Here is a 15,830-nt window from a genome sequence, read left to right as displayed (position 1 = left end):
TTAGTATGAAAGGGGGATTATTTTGCTGAAAAATAAAGAAAATTTAATTGCTGTAAGTCTAGTTTTTATGGGATGGATTATTATTGCAGCTGCACTTATTGCCGGGGCAACCTTTGGTAATGAACTTGGTGAGATAAACTGGTTTACCTTTTTATGCTGGTCTCTAGCAGGTATTAGTTTGGGCTTAGTCTTACTAGGTTTAGCAGAAATTGTTGAATTTCTTAATATTATTTCAGATAGAATAAGAGAGGATAAGCCACATTCAAATAGTCAACAAGTTTCTGCAAGTGAAGATGTATCGGAAAAGTAATCAAAACAAATAGAATAAAAAAAGACCTTTCATATTTGTTTGAATACATATGGCTGAAAGGTCTTTTTATAGATTTATTTAAAACAACCCAAGTGCTTTCTTTGTAGCAGGACCAACTACACCATCTACTTTTAATTTCCGGTCCTTTTGGAATTTACGAACCGCTTTATCAGTATTTGAACCATAAATACCATCGATTCCTTTTGTGCTGTATCCTTTGTTAGTGAGCAGGCGTTGCAGCTCCTTCACTTCACTTCCACGGTGTCCTTTTTTTAGCATAGTGCCAGTAGTTACAGCTGGTTTTGAAACCTGTTTATTGCTGCCGTTTACTTTATAACCATTAGAGTATGCTATTGATTGAAAGGACTTGTTGGATGTAGTAATTATGACAGGTGTATTCACTTTTACTTTACTAAAAAGCCATTCTACTTCGTGATCAAACATCCTTATACAGCCATCGCTTACATACTTTCCAATTGAACTTGGATTGTTGTTCCCATGAATAGCATAAGTAGTTCCCCAAGTTCCTCTGGCATTTATGCCGAGCCAGCGATTCCCTAGTGGGTTACGGGGGTCTCCGCCTCGAATTTTCTTCTTGTAATAAGGCCTGTTCACAATTTTATTGACAATCTTGAATCTACCCTCAGGGGTGTAAGAGGGCTTTCTGCCGGTAGCCACTTTGAAAACACTTTTTAGGCTGCTTCCTTCATAGTAGGCTAGTTCATTTTTTGCTTTATTGATAATAATTAATTGTTTCCCTCCAGCAGATGCTTTTGTCATACCAGCACCAAAAAAGAATAAAAAGAACAACGAAATCAATATGAATATTTTCCTCATGGTTTGGCTCCTTATGAAGTTTAGTGTTTTTTCATACATCATATGAGCAATATTTCATCTTGATTTCAATTAATTAAAAAAATTTACAATTATATTAAAGGTTGATTTTGTTAGAGAAATATTTGCATACTTATACGTAACAAATATGTAACTTCCATTAAACAACTTCGAAAATTGCCAATTACTTAAACGAGAAAACACAAAAAAGGGGCTGTCCAATAAGTCGATTTTCGGCTATTGGAGGCCCCTTTTCCATGTTTCAGAATGCTGATATATTAACATTCTTGATTTTCAATTTTTAATGAAGTTGACCTTTTCGGACAGCCCCTTTGAAAATTAACCTAATATAAGTTTAAACTGTGTGAATGTAATTTCCTATAAAAAAGAGACTCTTTTAAAACATACAAAAAAGGAAGAGACAAAGTATCTCCCCCTGCAAAATCGTTAGCTAATATGCTGTTTATGATTGGAAACTGGTGATTTTCCTTCTTTTGGTCTAAGCGGCTTTAGTTTGTTTTTTAAATAATCCTTTAGAATGTCACGCTTCCTCTTTTTCCGTTTGTCTCGATTCTTCATGGAAACACACCATCCTTATTGCTTTTTTCGTTCACTTCCATTATAACTCTTATTGCTGCTTCCATGTGAATTTGATTTTGGAAATTAGTTGTAAATTTGAAGTTGTACAGCTAAATAAAGGAAATACCTCTTTTTCAAGATAATATTCTAAAAGTTTGTAATGGAACTTTATGTCTGGATCCATCCGAAATAGACTTTTAAATTCCAAGTCATCTAAAAAGGTTAACGAACAGCGCACTTGACTGCCAAGGACTGATCCTTGAGCTTTTTCTTAAATCATCCAACAGTGATTTTAAATTTACCTGTATAAGTTCCGCCGCTTTCAAGTGGAAGAATTCCCTTTTTTTTGCTCAGCTCCACCGGATGCCCTATTTCATCTGCTAAGCCTTGCCAAGGTTCGATACATAGAAAGGGTGCCTTATTATAAGGAGTCCAGATTCCGATAAAAGGAAAATCCGGAAATTCAACTTGTACAAACCTTTCATGCCGATTAGAACGGATGGAGATTTTATTTTCTTTCATTTCTTCCAAAATGATAGCATCGTCTTTGAAAAGGCTTTTGGCTAAAGGAAGCGTCTTTGAGGGAGGTGCAATTTTACGTTTGGAATTTTGCCGATAACCATCTTCCAATATATAAGTTTCCAGGTTTTCGATCTCCCCAAATTCTAGATAATAATCTTCAAATGTTTCGCCACTATTCATCGGGCAATTAAAGGCTGGATGTGCTCCGACTGAGAAAAACATTTCTTTATCACCAATATTATGAACAGAGTATATGACAACAACCGAATTGTCCTCGAGTATATAGGTAATAGACAATTCAAACGGAAAAGGGTAATGCTCCAATGTTCCTTTAGTTGAATTCAAAACAAAACGGATACTTTTTTCTGATTTATTGGTTACCTTAAACATCATATCACGAGCAAATCCATGCTGGGTTAAATGGAAGGACTTTAAATCTACAAGATATGTATCGTTTACAAGACGGCCGACAATTGGAAATAAAACAGGCGCATGTCTTCCCCAATAGGCTGGGTCACCCTGCCATATATATTCTGTTCCATCCGATTTTAACATCACACTCGTAAGCTCGGCTCCCCCTTCCTTCATTCTTAAGATAATCGTTTCATTTTCAAGCTCATGGATCATATTTGTCTCTCCTTATATGCACTTATTTTCATTATTTTATCCGATATACATTTATATCTGCAATTAAATGAAGAAGTGAGGGATGAAAATAAGGAAACATTTATAAAATACGCCGGCCTTTAATAAGATTGATTTAAGCCACTGATTTTGTCAGGCAGCTCAGAAATTATTATATGTTATAATGTCATTAACTGGTTATCTGTCAATGAAGAGAGGGTCTGATATGTTGAATGAACGTGATTACTATTATCTTGACTCAATTAAGCTTTGGGAGAAAGAGTTGCAGAATGATTTGCAGACAGATATTGAAAAAAACACTGAAAAATGGCTGAATAAATTAATAAAAGAAATTCCACCTCACTTAAAACCTTCCTTCTTTACTAACCTTGATGATGGTTTCTTTCATTTACATTCTTATATCCAAAATTCCAAATTTCAGCTTGAAGCAAAGGAGCAGTTGTTATTAAAGGCTAGAGTTTTTAATGGTAGCATTCAAGAGCTTGCTGATTTAAAGCAGCTTCCGATTGATCAGCTCCACTACATAGCAGCTTCTTCAATAGCGAAGCATCGCTTATACTCTTTTATTCAAGGAGGAATGACAGGTTCAGGAGGCATGTTATTGTGGGGAATTGATCTGCCATTACTTGTTAGTATTCAATTAAAATCTGTACAATTGACAGCAATGAGCTACGGCTATAATGTGAATGTCCCTCGTGAGATGATGGTTTCTTTGCAAGTTTTTCATGCTGCACTATTACCGAAGAAATTCCAATATGAGAGATGGAAAAAACTTGTAGATGACATGGAGAAAGAAGAAGAGCTCCCATTTTTTTGTAATGAAACTGAAGTATTAACCGATGACCGTATCTTTCATGTCTTCCTTAGCCAGACTGTTAAACTTGTGTTTCTTTCATTACTAAAAAAGAAACTTATTCAGGGAATCCCACTATTAGGGATCTTAACAGGAGCAGGGATAAATTATCGTCAAACAAAGAGAATTACGGAGTTTGCAGAAAAATATTATCAATTTCGGCTGTTAACAGAAAAGGGAGATTTAACAGCTCTTTAAACATCAGGTGATAGATTTGACCATTTTCTATGGCAATAGAGCTTAAATTTATTTAACTGTACATTTTAGAGTATTCTATCGATTTCCAGCTTACAGGCGTAATTGGCCCTTTGGTCATATTTTGCCGGCTCGTTAATACTTGTGAGGGTCGGACTTGCGCTTTTCTTTTCTGAAATTGAACAAGTCTAGTTCATCAATATTTAGGAATGAATTTTTGTAGAGTTGATTGTTTGGTTGATCCGATACCAAATCCATAAATCATTGATGACAGACGCAAGGTCTGCAATTTGGATGTTCAATATGCAAGATGCTTCAAAATTTTCTTCTTCATTTAATTGAGCTTGTTTATTTTCGATTTCTTTTTCAAGCTCTTTAATTCGATCTGGAATTCTCCCTCTAACTTTCTCCCATTTTGTTAATATATTTTCTTGTTCTTCCTTACTAATCTTATCCCAGCTTTTCTGTATAACAGGAACTTCAATTTGTAATCGTTCATCATATTGAAACCATTTCATCGTCCAACACCCTTTATTAGTTGCTCATAAAAACCCTTTATAGGCTATCTTACACGATTTAGTGAATTTTTTGTAAATAGTTATGTTTTTTTATGAAATTTCTATTGAAAAAATGCATCGAAGTTGTTAAAGTGTATACATATAATTGAATTTTTATGAATATGAATTAATTTTTATACAACAGAGAGGGGTTTTCTAATGAGTGAAAATAAAAAGATTGTATTAGCCTATTCAGGAGGTCTAGATACATCTGTTGCGATTAAATGGTTACAAGAAAAAGGATATGAGGTTATTGCTTGTTGTTTAGATGTAGGGGAAGGAAAGGATCTTGCATTTGTTCAGCAAAAAGCCCTGCAAGTTGGTGCGGTCAAATCATTTATGATTGATACAAAAGAAGAATTTGCAAAGGACTTTGCATTGCTTGCCTTACAATCTCATGCTTTATACGAAGGTAAATACCCATTGGTATCTGCTCTTTCACGTCCGCTAATTGCAAAGAAATTGGTTGAGATTGCTGAACAGGAAGGGGCAGTCGCCGTAGCGCATGGGTGTACAGGAAAAGGAAATGACCAAGTTCGTTTTGAAGTTTCCATCAAAGCATTGAATCCAAATTTAGAGGTGATTGCACCGGTGAGAGAATGGAGCTGGTCACGGGAAGAGGAAATTGAATATGCCCAAGCTCATAACATTCCGGTTCCAATTAAACTAGATAGCCCATACTCAATTGATCAAAATTTATGGGGAAGAAGTAATGAGTGCGGGATATTAGAAGACCCGTGGGCTGCACCCCCTGAAGATGCTTATGATCTCACAAACTCTTTAGAGAACAGTCCTGATGAGGCAGATATCGTAGAAATTTCGTTTGAACAAGGTGTGCCGGTTTCATTAAACGGTCAATCTTATCCACTATCTGAATTAATTTTAAAATTAAATGAATTAGCGGGAATGCACGGTGTTGGACGGATTGATCATGTTGAAAATCGTCTTGTTGGTATTAAATCACGTGAAATATATGAATGTCCAGGTGCAATGACTTTAATCAAGGCACATAAAGAATTAGAAGATATTACTCAAGTGAAAGAAGTTGCCCATTTCAAACCGCTTATTGAACAAAAAATTTCCGAAGTGATCTATAACGGTCTTTGGTTTTCTCCGATCAAAAATGCACTTGAAGCATTCCTTAAGGAAACTCAACAGCATGTTACTGGGGTAGTACGAGTTAAGCTGTTTAAAGGGCATGCCATTGTAGAAGGGAGAAAATCACCTTATTCGTTATACGATGAAAAGCTTGCCACTTATACAAAGGAAGATGCATTTGACCATCAAGCAGCGATTGGGTTTACCGAATTGTTTGGACTTCCAACAAAAGTGAACAGCATGGTTAAGAATAAAGAAAAGGTGAGTATATGAAGAAGCTTTGGGGAGGAAGATTTCAAAAAACTCCTGAGAAATGGGTCGATGAGTTTGGAGCATCGATCCATTTTGATCAGGAGCTGGTTTTAGAAGATATTGAAGGCTCATTAGCCCATGTGGCTATGCTTGAAAAGTGTAAGATTATTAGTGAAGAAGAGGCTCAGACAATTAAAGAGGGTCTAAATAAGCTACTCAAAAAAGCAGAGGCGAAGCAATTACCATTTGAAGTGGATTATGAAGATATTCACCTAAACATTGAAAAACTGCTTATTGACGAGATTGGTCCTGTTGGAGGTAAACTTCATACGGGCAGAAGCCGGAATGACCAAGTAGCGACAGACATGCATCTTTATTTAAGAAAGCATGTCGAAGCAATTATCGAAATGATCAATCAATTCCAAAAGACACTAGTTAAAAAAGCGGAAGAAAACGTTAAAACGATCTTACCAGGATATACCCACCTCCAAAGAGCTCAGCCGATTTCGTTTGCTCATCATCTGCTGGCTTATTTTTGGATGCTTGAGAGGGACAAGCAAAGATTTGAGCAATCTTTAGTTAGAATCAATGTATCCCCACTAGGATGCGGAGCACTTGCTGGGACGACTTTTCCAATTGATCGGAATTTTACTGCTGATAAATTAGGATTTGATGCCATTTATGAAAACAGTCTTGACGGGGTAAGCGACCGTGATTTTATTTTAGAGTTTCTAAGTAACAGCTCAATGATGATGATGCATTTATCAAGATTTTGCGAAGAGATTATTCTTTGGTGTTCTCAAGAATTTCAATTTGTTGAATTGGATGATACGTATGCAACAGGAAGCAGCATGATGCCGCAAAAGAAAAATCCTGACATGGCTGAATTAATTCGTGGAAAAACAGGAAGAGTGTATGGAAATCTATTTTCTTTATTAACGGTTATGAAAGGCTTACCGCTTGCCTATAATAAAGACTTTCAAGAAGATAAAGAGGGCATGTTTGACACAGTTCAAACGGTAGAAGGAAGCCTGCAAATCTTTACTGGCATGATTGAAACAATGAGAGTAAAAACAGATAACATGGCAAAAGCGACTAAAGAGGATTTCTCAAATGCAACTGAACTCGCAGATTACCTGGCAACGAAAGGGATGCCGTTCCGGGAGGCTCATGAAGTAGTTGGGAAATTAGTCTACACATGTATTGAAAAAGGAGTTTACCTAAAAGACTTGCAGCTTGAAGAATTCAAAGAAGCTTCCTCTTTGTTTGATGTTTCTGTGTATGAAATTTTAGATCCCGTATATGCAGTCCAAAAACGAATGAGTGAAGGCGGAACAGGTTTTATAAAAGTCAAAGAAGCCATTGAAAAAGCAAAGGGTCTCATCAATAATTAGCTGAATTTTCCAAGCAAAAAATTCCTTGATTTCACAGACACTAGTAGGTAAAGAATCAAGGAGCTGATGAGAATGAAAAAAGAAAAACAAGTGAACCGAAACACTTATTATTTCGACCATGAAGGAGAAAAGGAAACATTTCAGCAAATTTCAAATGCCTATGAAAGCGGCGTGGTTGATGAGCAAAATGAACGTTACATTCCAGAAGAATACAATAGGTAACCATTTTTAAAAATAGCCGCTCCAATTGGGCTTGAGAGCTCAACTTTATAATGCTAATTGACACATAATTAGGAATTCTCCAGGTCAATAAAAAAGCCAGATTCACCTCAATCATGAAGGTGTGTCTGGCTTTTTTTATAATATCAGAATTACGTTTCAAAAAATACAAGAAAATTGTGTCGATTTATGTCGAATAATCGATATAATGAAATTTTCGAAGATAAATCGGTTGTTTTCGAAGATATTATAAAAAGATCGAAGATAAATGAATCATTTTCGAAGATAAACCGATTTCAACTCAATTATCATTGTATTTTTATTAAGATTTCTTTATGTAGAAAAGTGAAAATCAAAAATATATTTCAGATTTAGAAGATATAATGGACATATCGAAGAAAAGTTTAAGCTATCGGTTGCTGATCAAGAAGAAAAGAAATAGCGTTTGTTATTTGTATAAAAAAAGAATCGTTTGAAATGCGGCCAAAATTAAGCGAAACATCTTAATAAAACTAGTCAAAGAGAATAGGAAAAGAAATTAGCCCTCAACCTTTAACCTCTCGCTATTAGAAAGACACGTGTTGCTTTCTAATTAGGTACAGTTTTTTATTCGATTTACATATAATTGAAAAAGCTAATAAACATTATTTTTACTTCACCTATACTAACTTGAAAAAAGTTAAATCACATGGAATGCTTTTGGAAGCTCTTTTGTAGTAAAGTATAGATGAAATCCATTTTACGTTAGATCAGAAGTTTAAATTAGTTAAAGGATTAACGTGTTTAAGTCAGCTATCGATGTCCAGTTCCAGGCGTCATCGGTCTTTTGGTCATTAGCCAATCCGTCCAAGAAGGTAAAGAACAACCTTCCAGTCGGCTCGCCCGATTACTTGCCACCGGAGGATTAAAGACTTGCGCTTTTCATTGTATACCTACTATTCAATCACAGGGAGGAGAAGCTGTGCGTCACGCTCTTATTACGGCTGGTTCAAAAGGATTAGGCCGAAAAGTAACCGAAGCTTTTATAGAAAAAGGTTATCATGTAACAGTTAATTACCGAAATGATCTGGTCGCTGTTGATAATTTGAAAAGGAACTTCAAGCATTTGGAAGACCGCTTATTTTTTGTTCAGGGTGATGTTACTAGGAAAGAGGATTTATATCGAATGGTTGATCAGGCACACGAACGGTTCGGCCGAGTAGATTGCCTTATTAATAATGCAGGGCCATACATATTTGACCGAAAACGTTTGGCTGATTATGAAGATCATGAATGGTATGAAATGATTGAAGGAAATTTGAGTGCTGTTTTTCACTTGTTTAAAAAAGTTATTCCAATCATGCGAAAACAACAATTTGGTCGTATTGTTACATATGGATTTCAAGGGGCAGAAAGCTCTCCTGGTTGGCTCCATCGGGCGGCATTTAGTGCGGCAAAGGTTGGTTTGGTTTCTTTGACGAAATCGATTGCGCTTGAAGAAGCTGAAAACGGAATAACAGCAAATATGATTAGTCCAGGCAACATTGTAGGAGCAATGAAGGAATCAACAATAAAGGACTCCAGAAAAACAAAGGATGCTAATACCCCAATAGGACGTTCGGGGACAGGGGAAGATATAGCCCGAATTATTACATTTCTATGCGAAAATGATTCTGACATGATAACGGGCACAGTCATTGAAGCAACCGGAGGATTGAATGTCATTCATAAACATTTATCATGAATCTTTACCCCGCTCATAATTATTAGCCAAAAACGGCGATTTTTCATCCAAGCTTCAACTTACTCAAGGAGAAGAAGGCAGAATTGCTGTAGTACTTCGAGTCAACGAGCAGTTTATTTTCTAACGAGTAAACCCTAAGAGAGAGAAGAGTAAGGATAGCTCGGTTTCACATACTCATGCTTTTTTTAAAAAAACTCCTATTTCCTGAAAAATGAATTTCTTTCTACAATTTGTTTTCATAAAGTAAAACTAGGAAATACTTTAAAAGTAAAGATTTTCTAGAAGGGGGTACTAAGGGTGAAAATAGGAATTCCTAAAGAATTGAAAAACAATGAGAGCCGGGTAGCAATTACACCTGCGGGAGTTAATCATCTTGTTCATTCAGGTCATGAGGTGTTTATTGAAGCAACAGCTGGTGATGGATCTGGCTTCACAGATGAGGAATATGAAAGAGCTGGAGGAACTATGGTTGCCTCTGCTGAAGAGGCGTGGTCAATGGATATGGTTATGAAGGTAAAAGAGCCTATATCCTCAGAATATCAATATTTCCGAGAAGATTTAATCTTGTTTACTTACCTTCATCTTGCACCTGAGGAGCAATTAACGAAAGCTTTGATGGATAATAAGGTCGTGGGAATTGCTTATGAAACAGTTGAGCTTCCAAACGGTTCCCTCCCATTGCTAACTCCTATGAGTGAAGTGGCAGGAAGGATGGCTTCCCAGGTTGGGGCGCAATTTCTTGAAAAGCCAAAAGGCGGCAAAGGGATTCTTCTCTCAGGAGTGCCTGGAGTAAAAAGAGGGAAAGTAACTATAATCGGCGGTGGAGTTGCTGGTACAAATGCGGCTAAGATTGCAATTGGATTAGGTGCTGATGTGACAATTTTAGATGTTAACCCAGATCGCCTCCGGCAATTGGATGATATTTTTGGTAAAGAGGTTAATCCGCTTATGTCCAATCCTTATAACATTGAGGAGTCAGTTAGAGAATCTGATCTTGTTATTGGTGCAGTTCTTATTCATGGCGCAAAAGCCCCGAAATTAGTAACAGAAGAAATGGTTCAATCGATGACCGATGGCTCGGTTATTGTAGATATTGCAATAGATCAGGGGGGGATTTTCGCAACAACTGACAGAACTACTACTCACGATCAACCAACATATGAAAAACATGGCGTCGTTCATTATGCAGTGGCCAATATGCCTGGTGCAGTCCCGAGAACCTCGACAATGGCACTTACAAATGTAACAGTCCCGTATGCCATCCAAATAGCTAATAAAGGGTATAAAAGAGCTTGCTATGAAAATCCAGCCCTGCTTAAAGGAATTAATACTCTAAAAGGATTTGTCACCTATAAGGCTGTTGCGGAATCTCAAGGTCTAGAATATAAGGATCCAAAAACATTAATTGTCGAATATTAAAGGAAACGGCCCATTCTATGCGGTCGTTTTCTTTATCCTTACTCAAAGATCCCGAAGTTGGAAAGGTGTATTTTATTTTCGGGAAATTGAGTTATTTAAAGTATGATTAACGTATAAAAGCAGCGAACCTTGTCCAGCATTAGGCGCCAAATGGGCAAATAGGTCATAAGCCCAAGGCATGCGCAAAAGTAAAATCTGCTCAATTCACCCAGTATGAGGGAATGATTCGCTCAAAAAATGTTGTATCTGGCTCGTAAAGAGAGTGAATGGCAACAAAACCGATGCTTGGTTGTACAAACTATCTGACGTTCGCTAATCAAAAAAGGCCACCCAGTTTGCGCTAAAATTTAGGTTTAAAGATTATAAATAGAGGAAAAAGGTAAAAAGTGTGTAAAACTATTATAGTAAAAAATTTTTCAAGGGGGAGAAGTATATGCTTGTATCTTATCATGGACATTCAGTCGTAAAAATTGAAACTAAGGGAAAAACCATTCTTATTGATCCTTTCATTAATGGAAATGGACAGACTGACTTAAAAGTGGAGGGCCTGAAAGTTGATGTTATCTTGCTTACTCATGGCCATAATGACCACGTAGGGGACACTGTTACACTTGCTAAAGAAAATGATGCTCTTGTCGTTGCGCCATTTGAGTTAGCTACATATTTAGGCTGGAAGGGTGTAAATGCTCATCCAATGCATATCGGCGGGGCACATGAATTTGATTTTGGTAAATTGAAATTAACACAGGCTTTTCATGGGTCGAGCTATGAAGAAGAAAATCAAACCATTGTTTATACTGGAATGCCGGCCGGTTTGTTACTTGAAATAGAAGGGAAAACGATCTATCATGCTGGTGATACTGGTTTGTTCTCTGATATGAAACTTATTGGTGACCGGCATAAAATTGATTTAGCTTTCTTGCCGATCGGCGATAACTTTACAATGGGTCCAGAGGATGCAGCGGAAGCAGCATGTTATGTAAAAGCCAAATTAGTAGTCCCTATTCATTACAATACGTTCCCAGTAATTGAACAAGATCCACACAAATTTGTGAACATGCTGCCGGATGGGGCAGGGAAAGTTCTGCAAGCAGGGGATAAAATAGAATTATAAATAAGTTATCAAAAAGAGAGAGTGATTCTCTCTTTTTTGTTGTAACTAGACTTCACATTACAAAATAGTGTATCAATTGTCAGGAAAATTCGATGAAATTGGATGAAATGACAAGGGATTTGGACGGAAACCCAGTGAAATTGGTTGAATTGATGAGGAAATGGGAATATAATCACCACTTCGATTATTCTAATATGAGTAATTTTATGCCGTAGCGAACAGCTTTAGTTTTAGGAACCTTGATAAAAAGGTTTTCAAAAAATAGAAGATGACCAAACTATGTATTTTATTATCCTAAATACAAATTAATCCGCTTTTCACCTTCTTTTTCCACAAAACAAGCATATAAATAAAAAAATGGCTTGTACAGAAAGGAAGGATTAGATGAGACGATTCTTTTATCTGGTATGTGTGCTTATTTTGCTTTTATGGGCTATCCCGCAGTTGACGTTTTCTGCTGGTGTTATGGAGATGGTCTTTTCTGGAGCTTGGATGATCTTTGCTTTATTAGCGATCGGCGGGAATTTAACAGGTATCTTATATTATTCAAAGAAGAGAGTTGAAAAATCATCGATCAAACAAAAACAACAACCAAGAAAACGACAAATGCAGATGCTCCGTTGATATAACCTCACTCCACCCTTATAATAAAAATAGTAATCATGACGGGTGTAAAGGGTGAAGTACGCTTGGCGACGAAGCATGAACAAATTATTAATCATATTGACTCATTGCCTGTTGGCGAGAAAATCTCTGTCCGGCAAATAGCTAAAGACATGAATGTCAGTGAAGGAACCGCTTATCGGGCAATTAAGGAAGCCGAGAATAAAGGGTATGTCAGCACGATTGAGCGTGTAGGCACGATTCGAATTGAACGAAAAAACAAAGAAAATTTTGAGAAATTAACATATGCTGAAGTGGTAAGCATCGTTGATGGACAAGTATTGGGCGGGCGTACTGGATTACATAAAACATTAAATAAGATAGTAATCGGAGCTATGAAGCTTGAAGCGATGATGAGATATACTGGTGCAGGAAACCTCCTTATTGTTGGAAATAGGACAAATGCGCATCGGTATGCTCTGGAAGCAGGTGCCGCTGTTCTAATTACAGGTGGATTTGATACGGACGAAACCGTAAAAAAACTCGCTAATGATTTGGAACTGCCAATTATTTCAACCAGCTATGATACGTTTACTGTAGCTACCATGATCAACAGGGCTATTTATGATCAATTGATTAAAAAAGAAATTGTCCTTGTAGAAGATATTTTGACTCCGGCAGATAAAACGGTTTCTCTAAGACCCAGTGATACGGTGGAAATATGGTATGAAAAGAATTTTGAATCTGGTCATGGGAGATTCCCGGTAATCGATCATAATAATAAAATTCAAGGCATGATTACATCTAAGGATATAGTGGGGTTTGATCGAAGTACTCCAATAGAAAAGGCAATGACAAAAAATCCGGTCACTGTCATTGGAAAAACGTCTGTTGCATCTGCAGCACAAATTATGGTTTGGGAAGGAATTGAAGTTCTTCCTGTGGTCGATCAGCAAGCACGACTTGAAGGGATGATAAGCAGGCAGGATGTACTAAAAGCCTTGCAAATGATAAGCAAGCAGCCTCAAGTGGGTGAAAGGCTCGATGATATTGTGACAAATCAATTTGTTGCCAGCGAAGAGGAAATGAGAAAGGAAAATTCCTTTCGTTGTGAAGTGACCCCGCAAATGACAAACCATCTTGGAACGATTTCGTATGGTGTCTTTACAACGCTTGTAACAGAAGCGGCAAATCGCTATTTACGGTCCCAGAAAAAAGGCGAAATTGTTGTTGAAAACTTAACAATTTTCTTTTTAAAACCTGTTCAAATGGAAACAGTGATTGACATTAGACCGAAAATTTTAGAAGTCGGCCGAAAATTTGGGAAAATTGACGTTGATGTTCTAAACGATGGAGTAATAGTAGGAAAAGCAATGTTGATGGTTCAATTAATTGAAAGAAGTTAATCAAAAACGACATCTTCTGTAGATGTCGTTTTTGCATTGCCGGTTCAATTGAAGTGGTAAAGAACTATTTATATTTCAGCCCATAACCTCACGAGATTTTCCAGAGAATGCTCGAAGTCCCTTGCCCTCTCGTTTTCCCTCAGTTCCATAGGCATTTTCCCAAGTGCATAAACCAACCATTCTGCAGGCTTGTTTTATCTTGTCACCGAACGACAAGTGCCCTGGAAATATTCTAAAAAGGATCAAAAGTTTATGTTAAATAAAGTATTAACTTTTAAAGCCAGCTGTCGATGTCCAGCGCAGGCGGCGAGGATGGGAAAGTAGCGGGAGGCATATGGTCCGTCTTGGCCGGCAAGACGCCATCCCAGGTCATCAGCCTATTCGCCCGAGAAGGTTAAAAAACAATCCTCCAGCCGGCTCTCATAGCTTGTCACCAAAGGACTAGCGCCTCCAAGCTTTTCGTTCTCATGATTCTTCTGCTTCTTGAATTGCTAAAGGCAAAAAGTGTTTATACGCCCGATAACCTGCCCAAGCACTCGTTAATCCTACAATTATAAAAACAGCTCCTATAATGAGAGATACATTTGATCGATAAATGAAAAGCTGGTTTATTCCAAAGAAAAAAATAAAGGAACCAAGTGCAATACTGGACTTTGCAGAAAGCCATTGTCTTTCCATTGATTTTTTTGTTCGGTAAAACTTAACCTTATAAAATAAATAAAAAACACCTGAGAAAACAATTAGAACAACAAAAATTGGCATAAAGAAATCCTCCACATCTTCATTACATTCTATTTTAGCTTTTACAAAATAGAAAATCCAGTGGTCTAAATTTATAGATAAGTATCATTTTTGTGTCCATCCTGAAGAGACAAGCCTGATCCTTTAGCTCACAATGGATAGAACCGGAAAACTCGTACATAGACCAGAAAAGTCGGTAAGGAACCGGAAAACTCGTACATAGACTAGAAAAGTCGGTAAGGAACCGGAAAACTCATATATAGACTAGAGAAAGTCTTGGACAAGCCATTTAATAACCTTTTTCATCGTTAAAATTTCTCGCTGTTTTTTCTCTTAGACAGATGAGGTATAATGAATAATTATAAAATGAAGGAGTCTATTTATGAAAGAATTAATTCTAGAAGAAATTATTAAATATGAAACCATTATTTTACACAGACACGTTCGTCCAGATCCTGATGCCTATGGGTCACAATGCGGACTTGCTGAAATGTTGAAAAACTCCTTTCCCTCAAAAAAGATACTTGTTACCGGCGCTTCCGAACCTTCGTTAGAATTCCTTTATGAATTAGATAAAGTTACAGATGATCACTATCAAGGTGCCTTAGTTATTGTTTGTGACACGGCAAATCAAGAACGCATATGTGACAAAAGGTATAACACAGGTTCCAAACTAATTAAGATTGATCATCACCCTAACGAGGATCAGTATGGAGATCTCCTTTGGGTCGATACAACAGCAAGCTCAGTCAGTGAAATGATCTATGAGTTCTACTTGTTTGGCAAGGATAAGGGACTAAAGCTAAATGATAGAGCAGCTCAATTAATTTTTGCAGGAATTGTTGGCGATACTGGCAGGTTCCTTTTTTCAAATACGACGAAAAAAACATTTAAATATGCAAGTGAACTAATCCAATACAACTTTGATCCAACCGAACTTTATAACGAGCTATATAAAACAAGTGTTAATGTGGCAAAGCTGTCTGGATATATGATGGAGAATTTCCAATTATCTCCTTCAGGATCAGCTTCAATGGTGATCACAAAGGATATTTTGGATAAATTTGAAGCAACGCCATCACATGCTTCGCAGCTTGTCGGAATCCTAGGCAATATAGAAGGATTGAAAGCTTGGGTGTTATTCGTGCAAGAAGAAGATCAAATCAGAGTCCGTCTGCGCTCGAAAGGAATTGTTATTAATCAACTTGCGAAAAAATATAATGGCGGAGGCCATCCATTGGCTGCAGGTGCATCGGTTAAAAGTTTAGAAGAAGTAGAGCAAATCCTAAGTGATCTGGAAAAATTGTGTCAGGATGTTTGATGCAGAGGGCAATAATGCCCTCGATTTTCAAGGATATGATCGTTT

General features: G+C 37.0%; 16 protein-coding genes. 11 read left to right on the top strand and 5 right to left on the bottom strand.

Annotated elements, in window-relative coordinates:
• Positions 1-22: 22 nt before the first annotated feature.
• A complete protein-coding gene (locus IC621_RS07765; RefSeq protein WP_191157417.1) occupies positions 23-310 on the top strand; it encodes a hypothetical protein in 288 nt (95 codons plus the stop codon).
• Positions 311-388: 78 nt separating this feature from the next.
• On the opposite strand, the gene IC621_RS07760 is transcribed toward IC621_RS07765, so the two are convergent.
• The 3 genes from IC621_RS07760 to IC621_RS07755 all read right to left on the bottom strand — a co-directional run bounded on the left by IC621_RS07760 (position 389) and on the right by IC621_RS07755 (position 2,872).
• Positions 389-1,147, bottom strand: coding sequence for a L,D-transpeptidase family protein (locus IC621_RS07760; RefSeq protein ID WP_191157415.1), 759 nt, complete (start codon positions 1,145-1,147; stop codon positions 389-391).
• A gap of 444 nt (positions 1,148-1,591) precedes the next feature.
• On the bottom strand, positions 1,592-1,723 hold the full coding sequence (locus IC621_RS26835; protein ID WP_263575984.1) for a hypothetical protein: 132 nt from the start codon (positions 1,721-1,723) through the stop codon (positions 1,592-1,594).
• 276 nt (positions 1,724-1,999) lie between these two features.
• On the bottom strand, positions 2,000-2,872 hold the full coding sequence (locus tag IC621_RS07755; RefSeq protein WP_191157413.1) for an aldose 1-epimerase family protein: 873 nt from the start codon (positions 2,870-2,872) through the stop codon (positions 2,000-2,002).
• A 223-nt stretch (positions 2,873-3,095) separates the two neighbouring features.
• Between IC621_RS07755 and IC621_RS07750 the strand changes: the two genes are divergently transcribed.
• A complete protein-coding gene (locus IC621_RS07750; protein WP_191157411.1) occupies positions 3,096-3,941 on the top strand; it encodes an EcsC family protein in 846 nt (281 codons plus the stop codon).
• 200 nt (positions 3,942-4,141) lie between these two features.
• On the opposite strand, the gene IC621_RS07745 is transcribed toward IC621_RS07750, so the two are convergent.
• Positions 4,142-4,456 (bottom strand): radical SAM protein, encoded by a 315-nt coding sequence (locus tag IC621_RS07745; RefSeq protein ID WP_191157409.1) that lies wholly within the window; start codon positions 4,454-4,456, stop codon positions 4,142-4,144.
• 198 nt (positions 4,457-4,654) lie between these two features.
• Between IC621_RS07745 and IC621_RS07740 the strand changes: the two genes are divergently transcribed.
• From IC621_RS07740 to IC621_RS07705, 8 genes are all read left to right on the top strand, one after another.
• A complete protein-coding gene (locus IC621_RS07740) occupies positions 4,655-5,866 on the top strand; it encodes an argininosuccinate synthase (protein WP_191157407.1) in 1,212 nt (403 codons plus the stop codon).
• Complete coding sequence (gene argH / locus IC621_RS07735) at positions 5,863-7,239, top strand: argininosuccinate lyase (RefSeq protein ID WP_191157405.1); 1,377 nt, start codon at positions 5,863-5,865, stop codon at positions 7,237-7,239. Before IC621_RS07740 ends, argH begins: the two co-directional genes overlap by 4 nt.
• A 72-nt stretch (positions 7,240-7,311) precedes the next feature.
• A complete protein-coding gene (locus IC621_RS07730) occupies positions 7,312-7,461 on the top strand; it encodes a hypothetical protein (protein ID WP_191157403.1) in 150 nt (49 codons plus the stop codon).
• Between the two features lie 958 nt (positions 7,462-8,419).
• Positions 8,420-9,181, top strand: coding sequence for an SDR family oxidoreductase (locus tag IC621_RS07725; RefSeq protein WP_191157401.1), 762 nt, complete (start codon positions 8,420-8,422; stop codon positions 9,179-9,181).
• 297 nt (positions 9,182-9,478) lie between these two features.
• Positions 9,479-10,600 (top strand): alanine dehydrogenase, encoded by a 1,122-nt coding sequence (ald, locus tag IC621_RS07720; RefSeq protein ID WP_191157399.1) that lies wholly within the window; start codon positions 9,479-9,481, stop codon positions 10,598-10,600.
• Between the two features lie 433 nt (positions 10,601-11,033).
• A complete protein-coding gene (locus IC621_RS07715; RefSeq protein WP_191157397.1) occupies positions 11,034-11,714 on the top strand; it encodes a metal-dependent hydrolase in 681 nt (226 codons plus the stop codon).
• 384 nt (positions 11,715-12,098) lie between these two features.
• Positions 12,099-12,338 (top strand): hypothetical protein, encoded by a 240-nt coding sequence (locus IC621_RS07710; RefSeq protein WP_191157395.1) that lies wholly within the window; start codon positions 12,099-12,101, stop codon positions 12,336-12,338.
• 65 nt (positions 12,339-12,403) lie between these two features.
• Complete coding sequence (locus tag IC621_RS07705; RefSeq protein ID WP_191157393.1) at positions 12,404-13,723, top strand: CBS domain-containing protein; 1,320 nt, start codon at positions 12,404-12,406, stop codon at positions 13,721-13,723.
• Positions 13,724-14,188: 465 nt separating this feature from the next.
• On the opposite strand, the gene IC621_RS07700 is transcribed toward IC621_RS07705, so the two are convergent.
• Entirely contained in the window at positions 14,189-14,485 is a 297-nt protein-coding gene (locus IC621_RS07700) for a YtpI family protein (protein ID WP_191157383.1), read from the bottom strand.
• Positions 14,486-14,846: 361 nt separating this feature from the next.
• On the opposite strand from IC621_RS07700, the gene IC621_RS07695 reads away from it, so the two are divergent.
• Positions 14,847-15,785 (top strand): DHH family phosphoesterase, encoded by a 939-nt coding sequence (locus IC621_RS07695; protein ID WP_191157381.1) that lies wholly within the window; start codon positions 14,847-14,849, stop codon positions 15,783-15,785.
• Positions 15,786-15,830: the final 45 nt, after the last annotated feature.

This window comes from Metabacillus arenae (assembly GCF_014773385.1).
Lineage (GTDB): Bacteria > Bacillota > Bacilli > Bacillales > Bacillaceae > Metabacillus_D > Metabacillus_D arenae.
Note: the sequence above shows the minus strand (reverse complement) of the source record. Positions and strands in the feature narration are given on the sequence as shown.

What these genes read in the sequence shown, in the direction of transcription:
- IC621_RS07760 (WP_191157415.1), bottom strand. Translation starts at nt 1,147, where the DNA reads ATGAGGAAAATATTCATATTGATTTCGTTGTTCTTTTTATTCTTTTTT.
- IC621_RS26835 (WP_263575984.1), bottom strand. Translation starts at nt 1,723, where the DNA reads ATGAAGAATCGAGACAAACGGAAAAAGAGGAAGCGTGACATTCTAAAG.
- IC621_RS07755 (WP_191157413.1), bottom strand. Translation starts at nt 2,872, where the DNA reads ATGATCCATGAGCTTGAAAATGAAACGATTATCTTAAGAATGAAGGAA.
- IC621_RS07750 (WP_191157411.1), top strand. Translation starts at nt 3,096, where the DNA reads ATGTTGAATGAACGTGATTACTATTATCTTGACTCAATTAAGCTTTGG.
- IC621_RS07745 (WP_191157409.1), bottom strand. Translation starts at nt 4,456, where the DNA reads ATGAAATGGTTTCAATATGATGAACGATTACAAATTGAAGTTCCTGTT.
- IC621_RS07740 (WP_191157407.1), top strand. Translation starts at nt 4,655, where the DNA reads ATGAGTGAAAATAAAAAGATTGTATTAGCCTATTCAGGAGGTCTAGAT.
- argH (WP_191157405.1), top strand. Translation starts at nt 5,863, where the DNA reads ATGAAGAAGCTTTGGGGAGGAAGATTTCAAAAAACTCCTGAGAAATGG.
- IC621_RS07730 (WP_191157403.1), top strand. Translation starts at nt 7,312, where the DNA reads ATGAAAAAAGAAAAACAAGTGAACCGAAACACTTATTATTTCGACCAT.
- IC621_RS07715 (WP_191157397.1), top strand. Translation starts at nt 11,034, where the DNA reads ATGCTTGTATCTTATCATGGACATTCAGTCGTAAAAATTGAAACTAAG.
- IC621_RS07710 (WP_191157395.1), top strand. Translation starts at nt 12,099, where the DNA reads ATGAGACGATTCTTTTATCTGGTATGTGTGCTTATTTTGCTTTTATGG.
- IC621_RS07700 (WP_191157383.1), bottom strand. Translation starts at nt 14,485, where the DNA reads ATGCCAATTTTTGTTGTTCTAATTGTTTTCTCAGGTGTTTTTTATTTA.
- IC621_RS07695 (WP_191157381.1), top strand. Translation starts at nt 14,847, where the DNA reads ATGAAAGAATTAATTCTAGAAGAAATTATTAAATATGAAACCATTATT.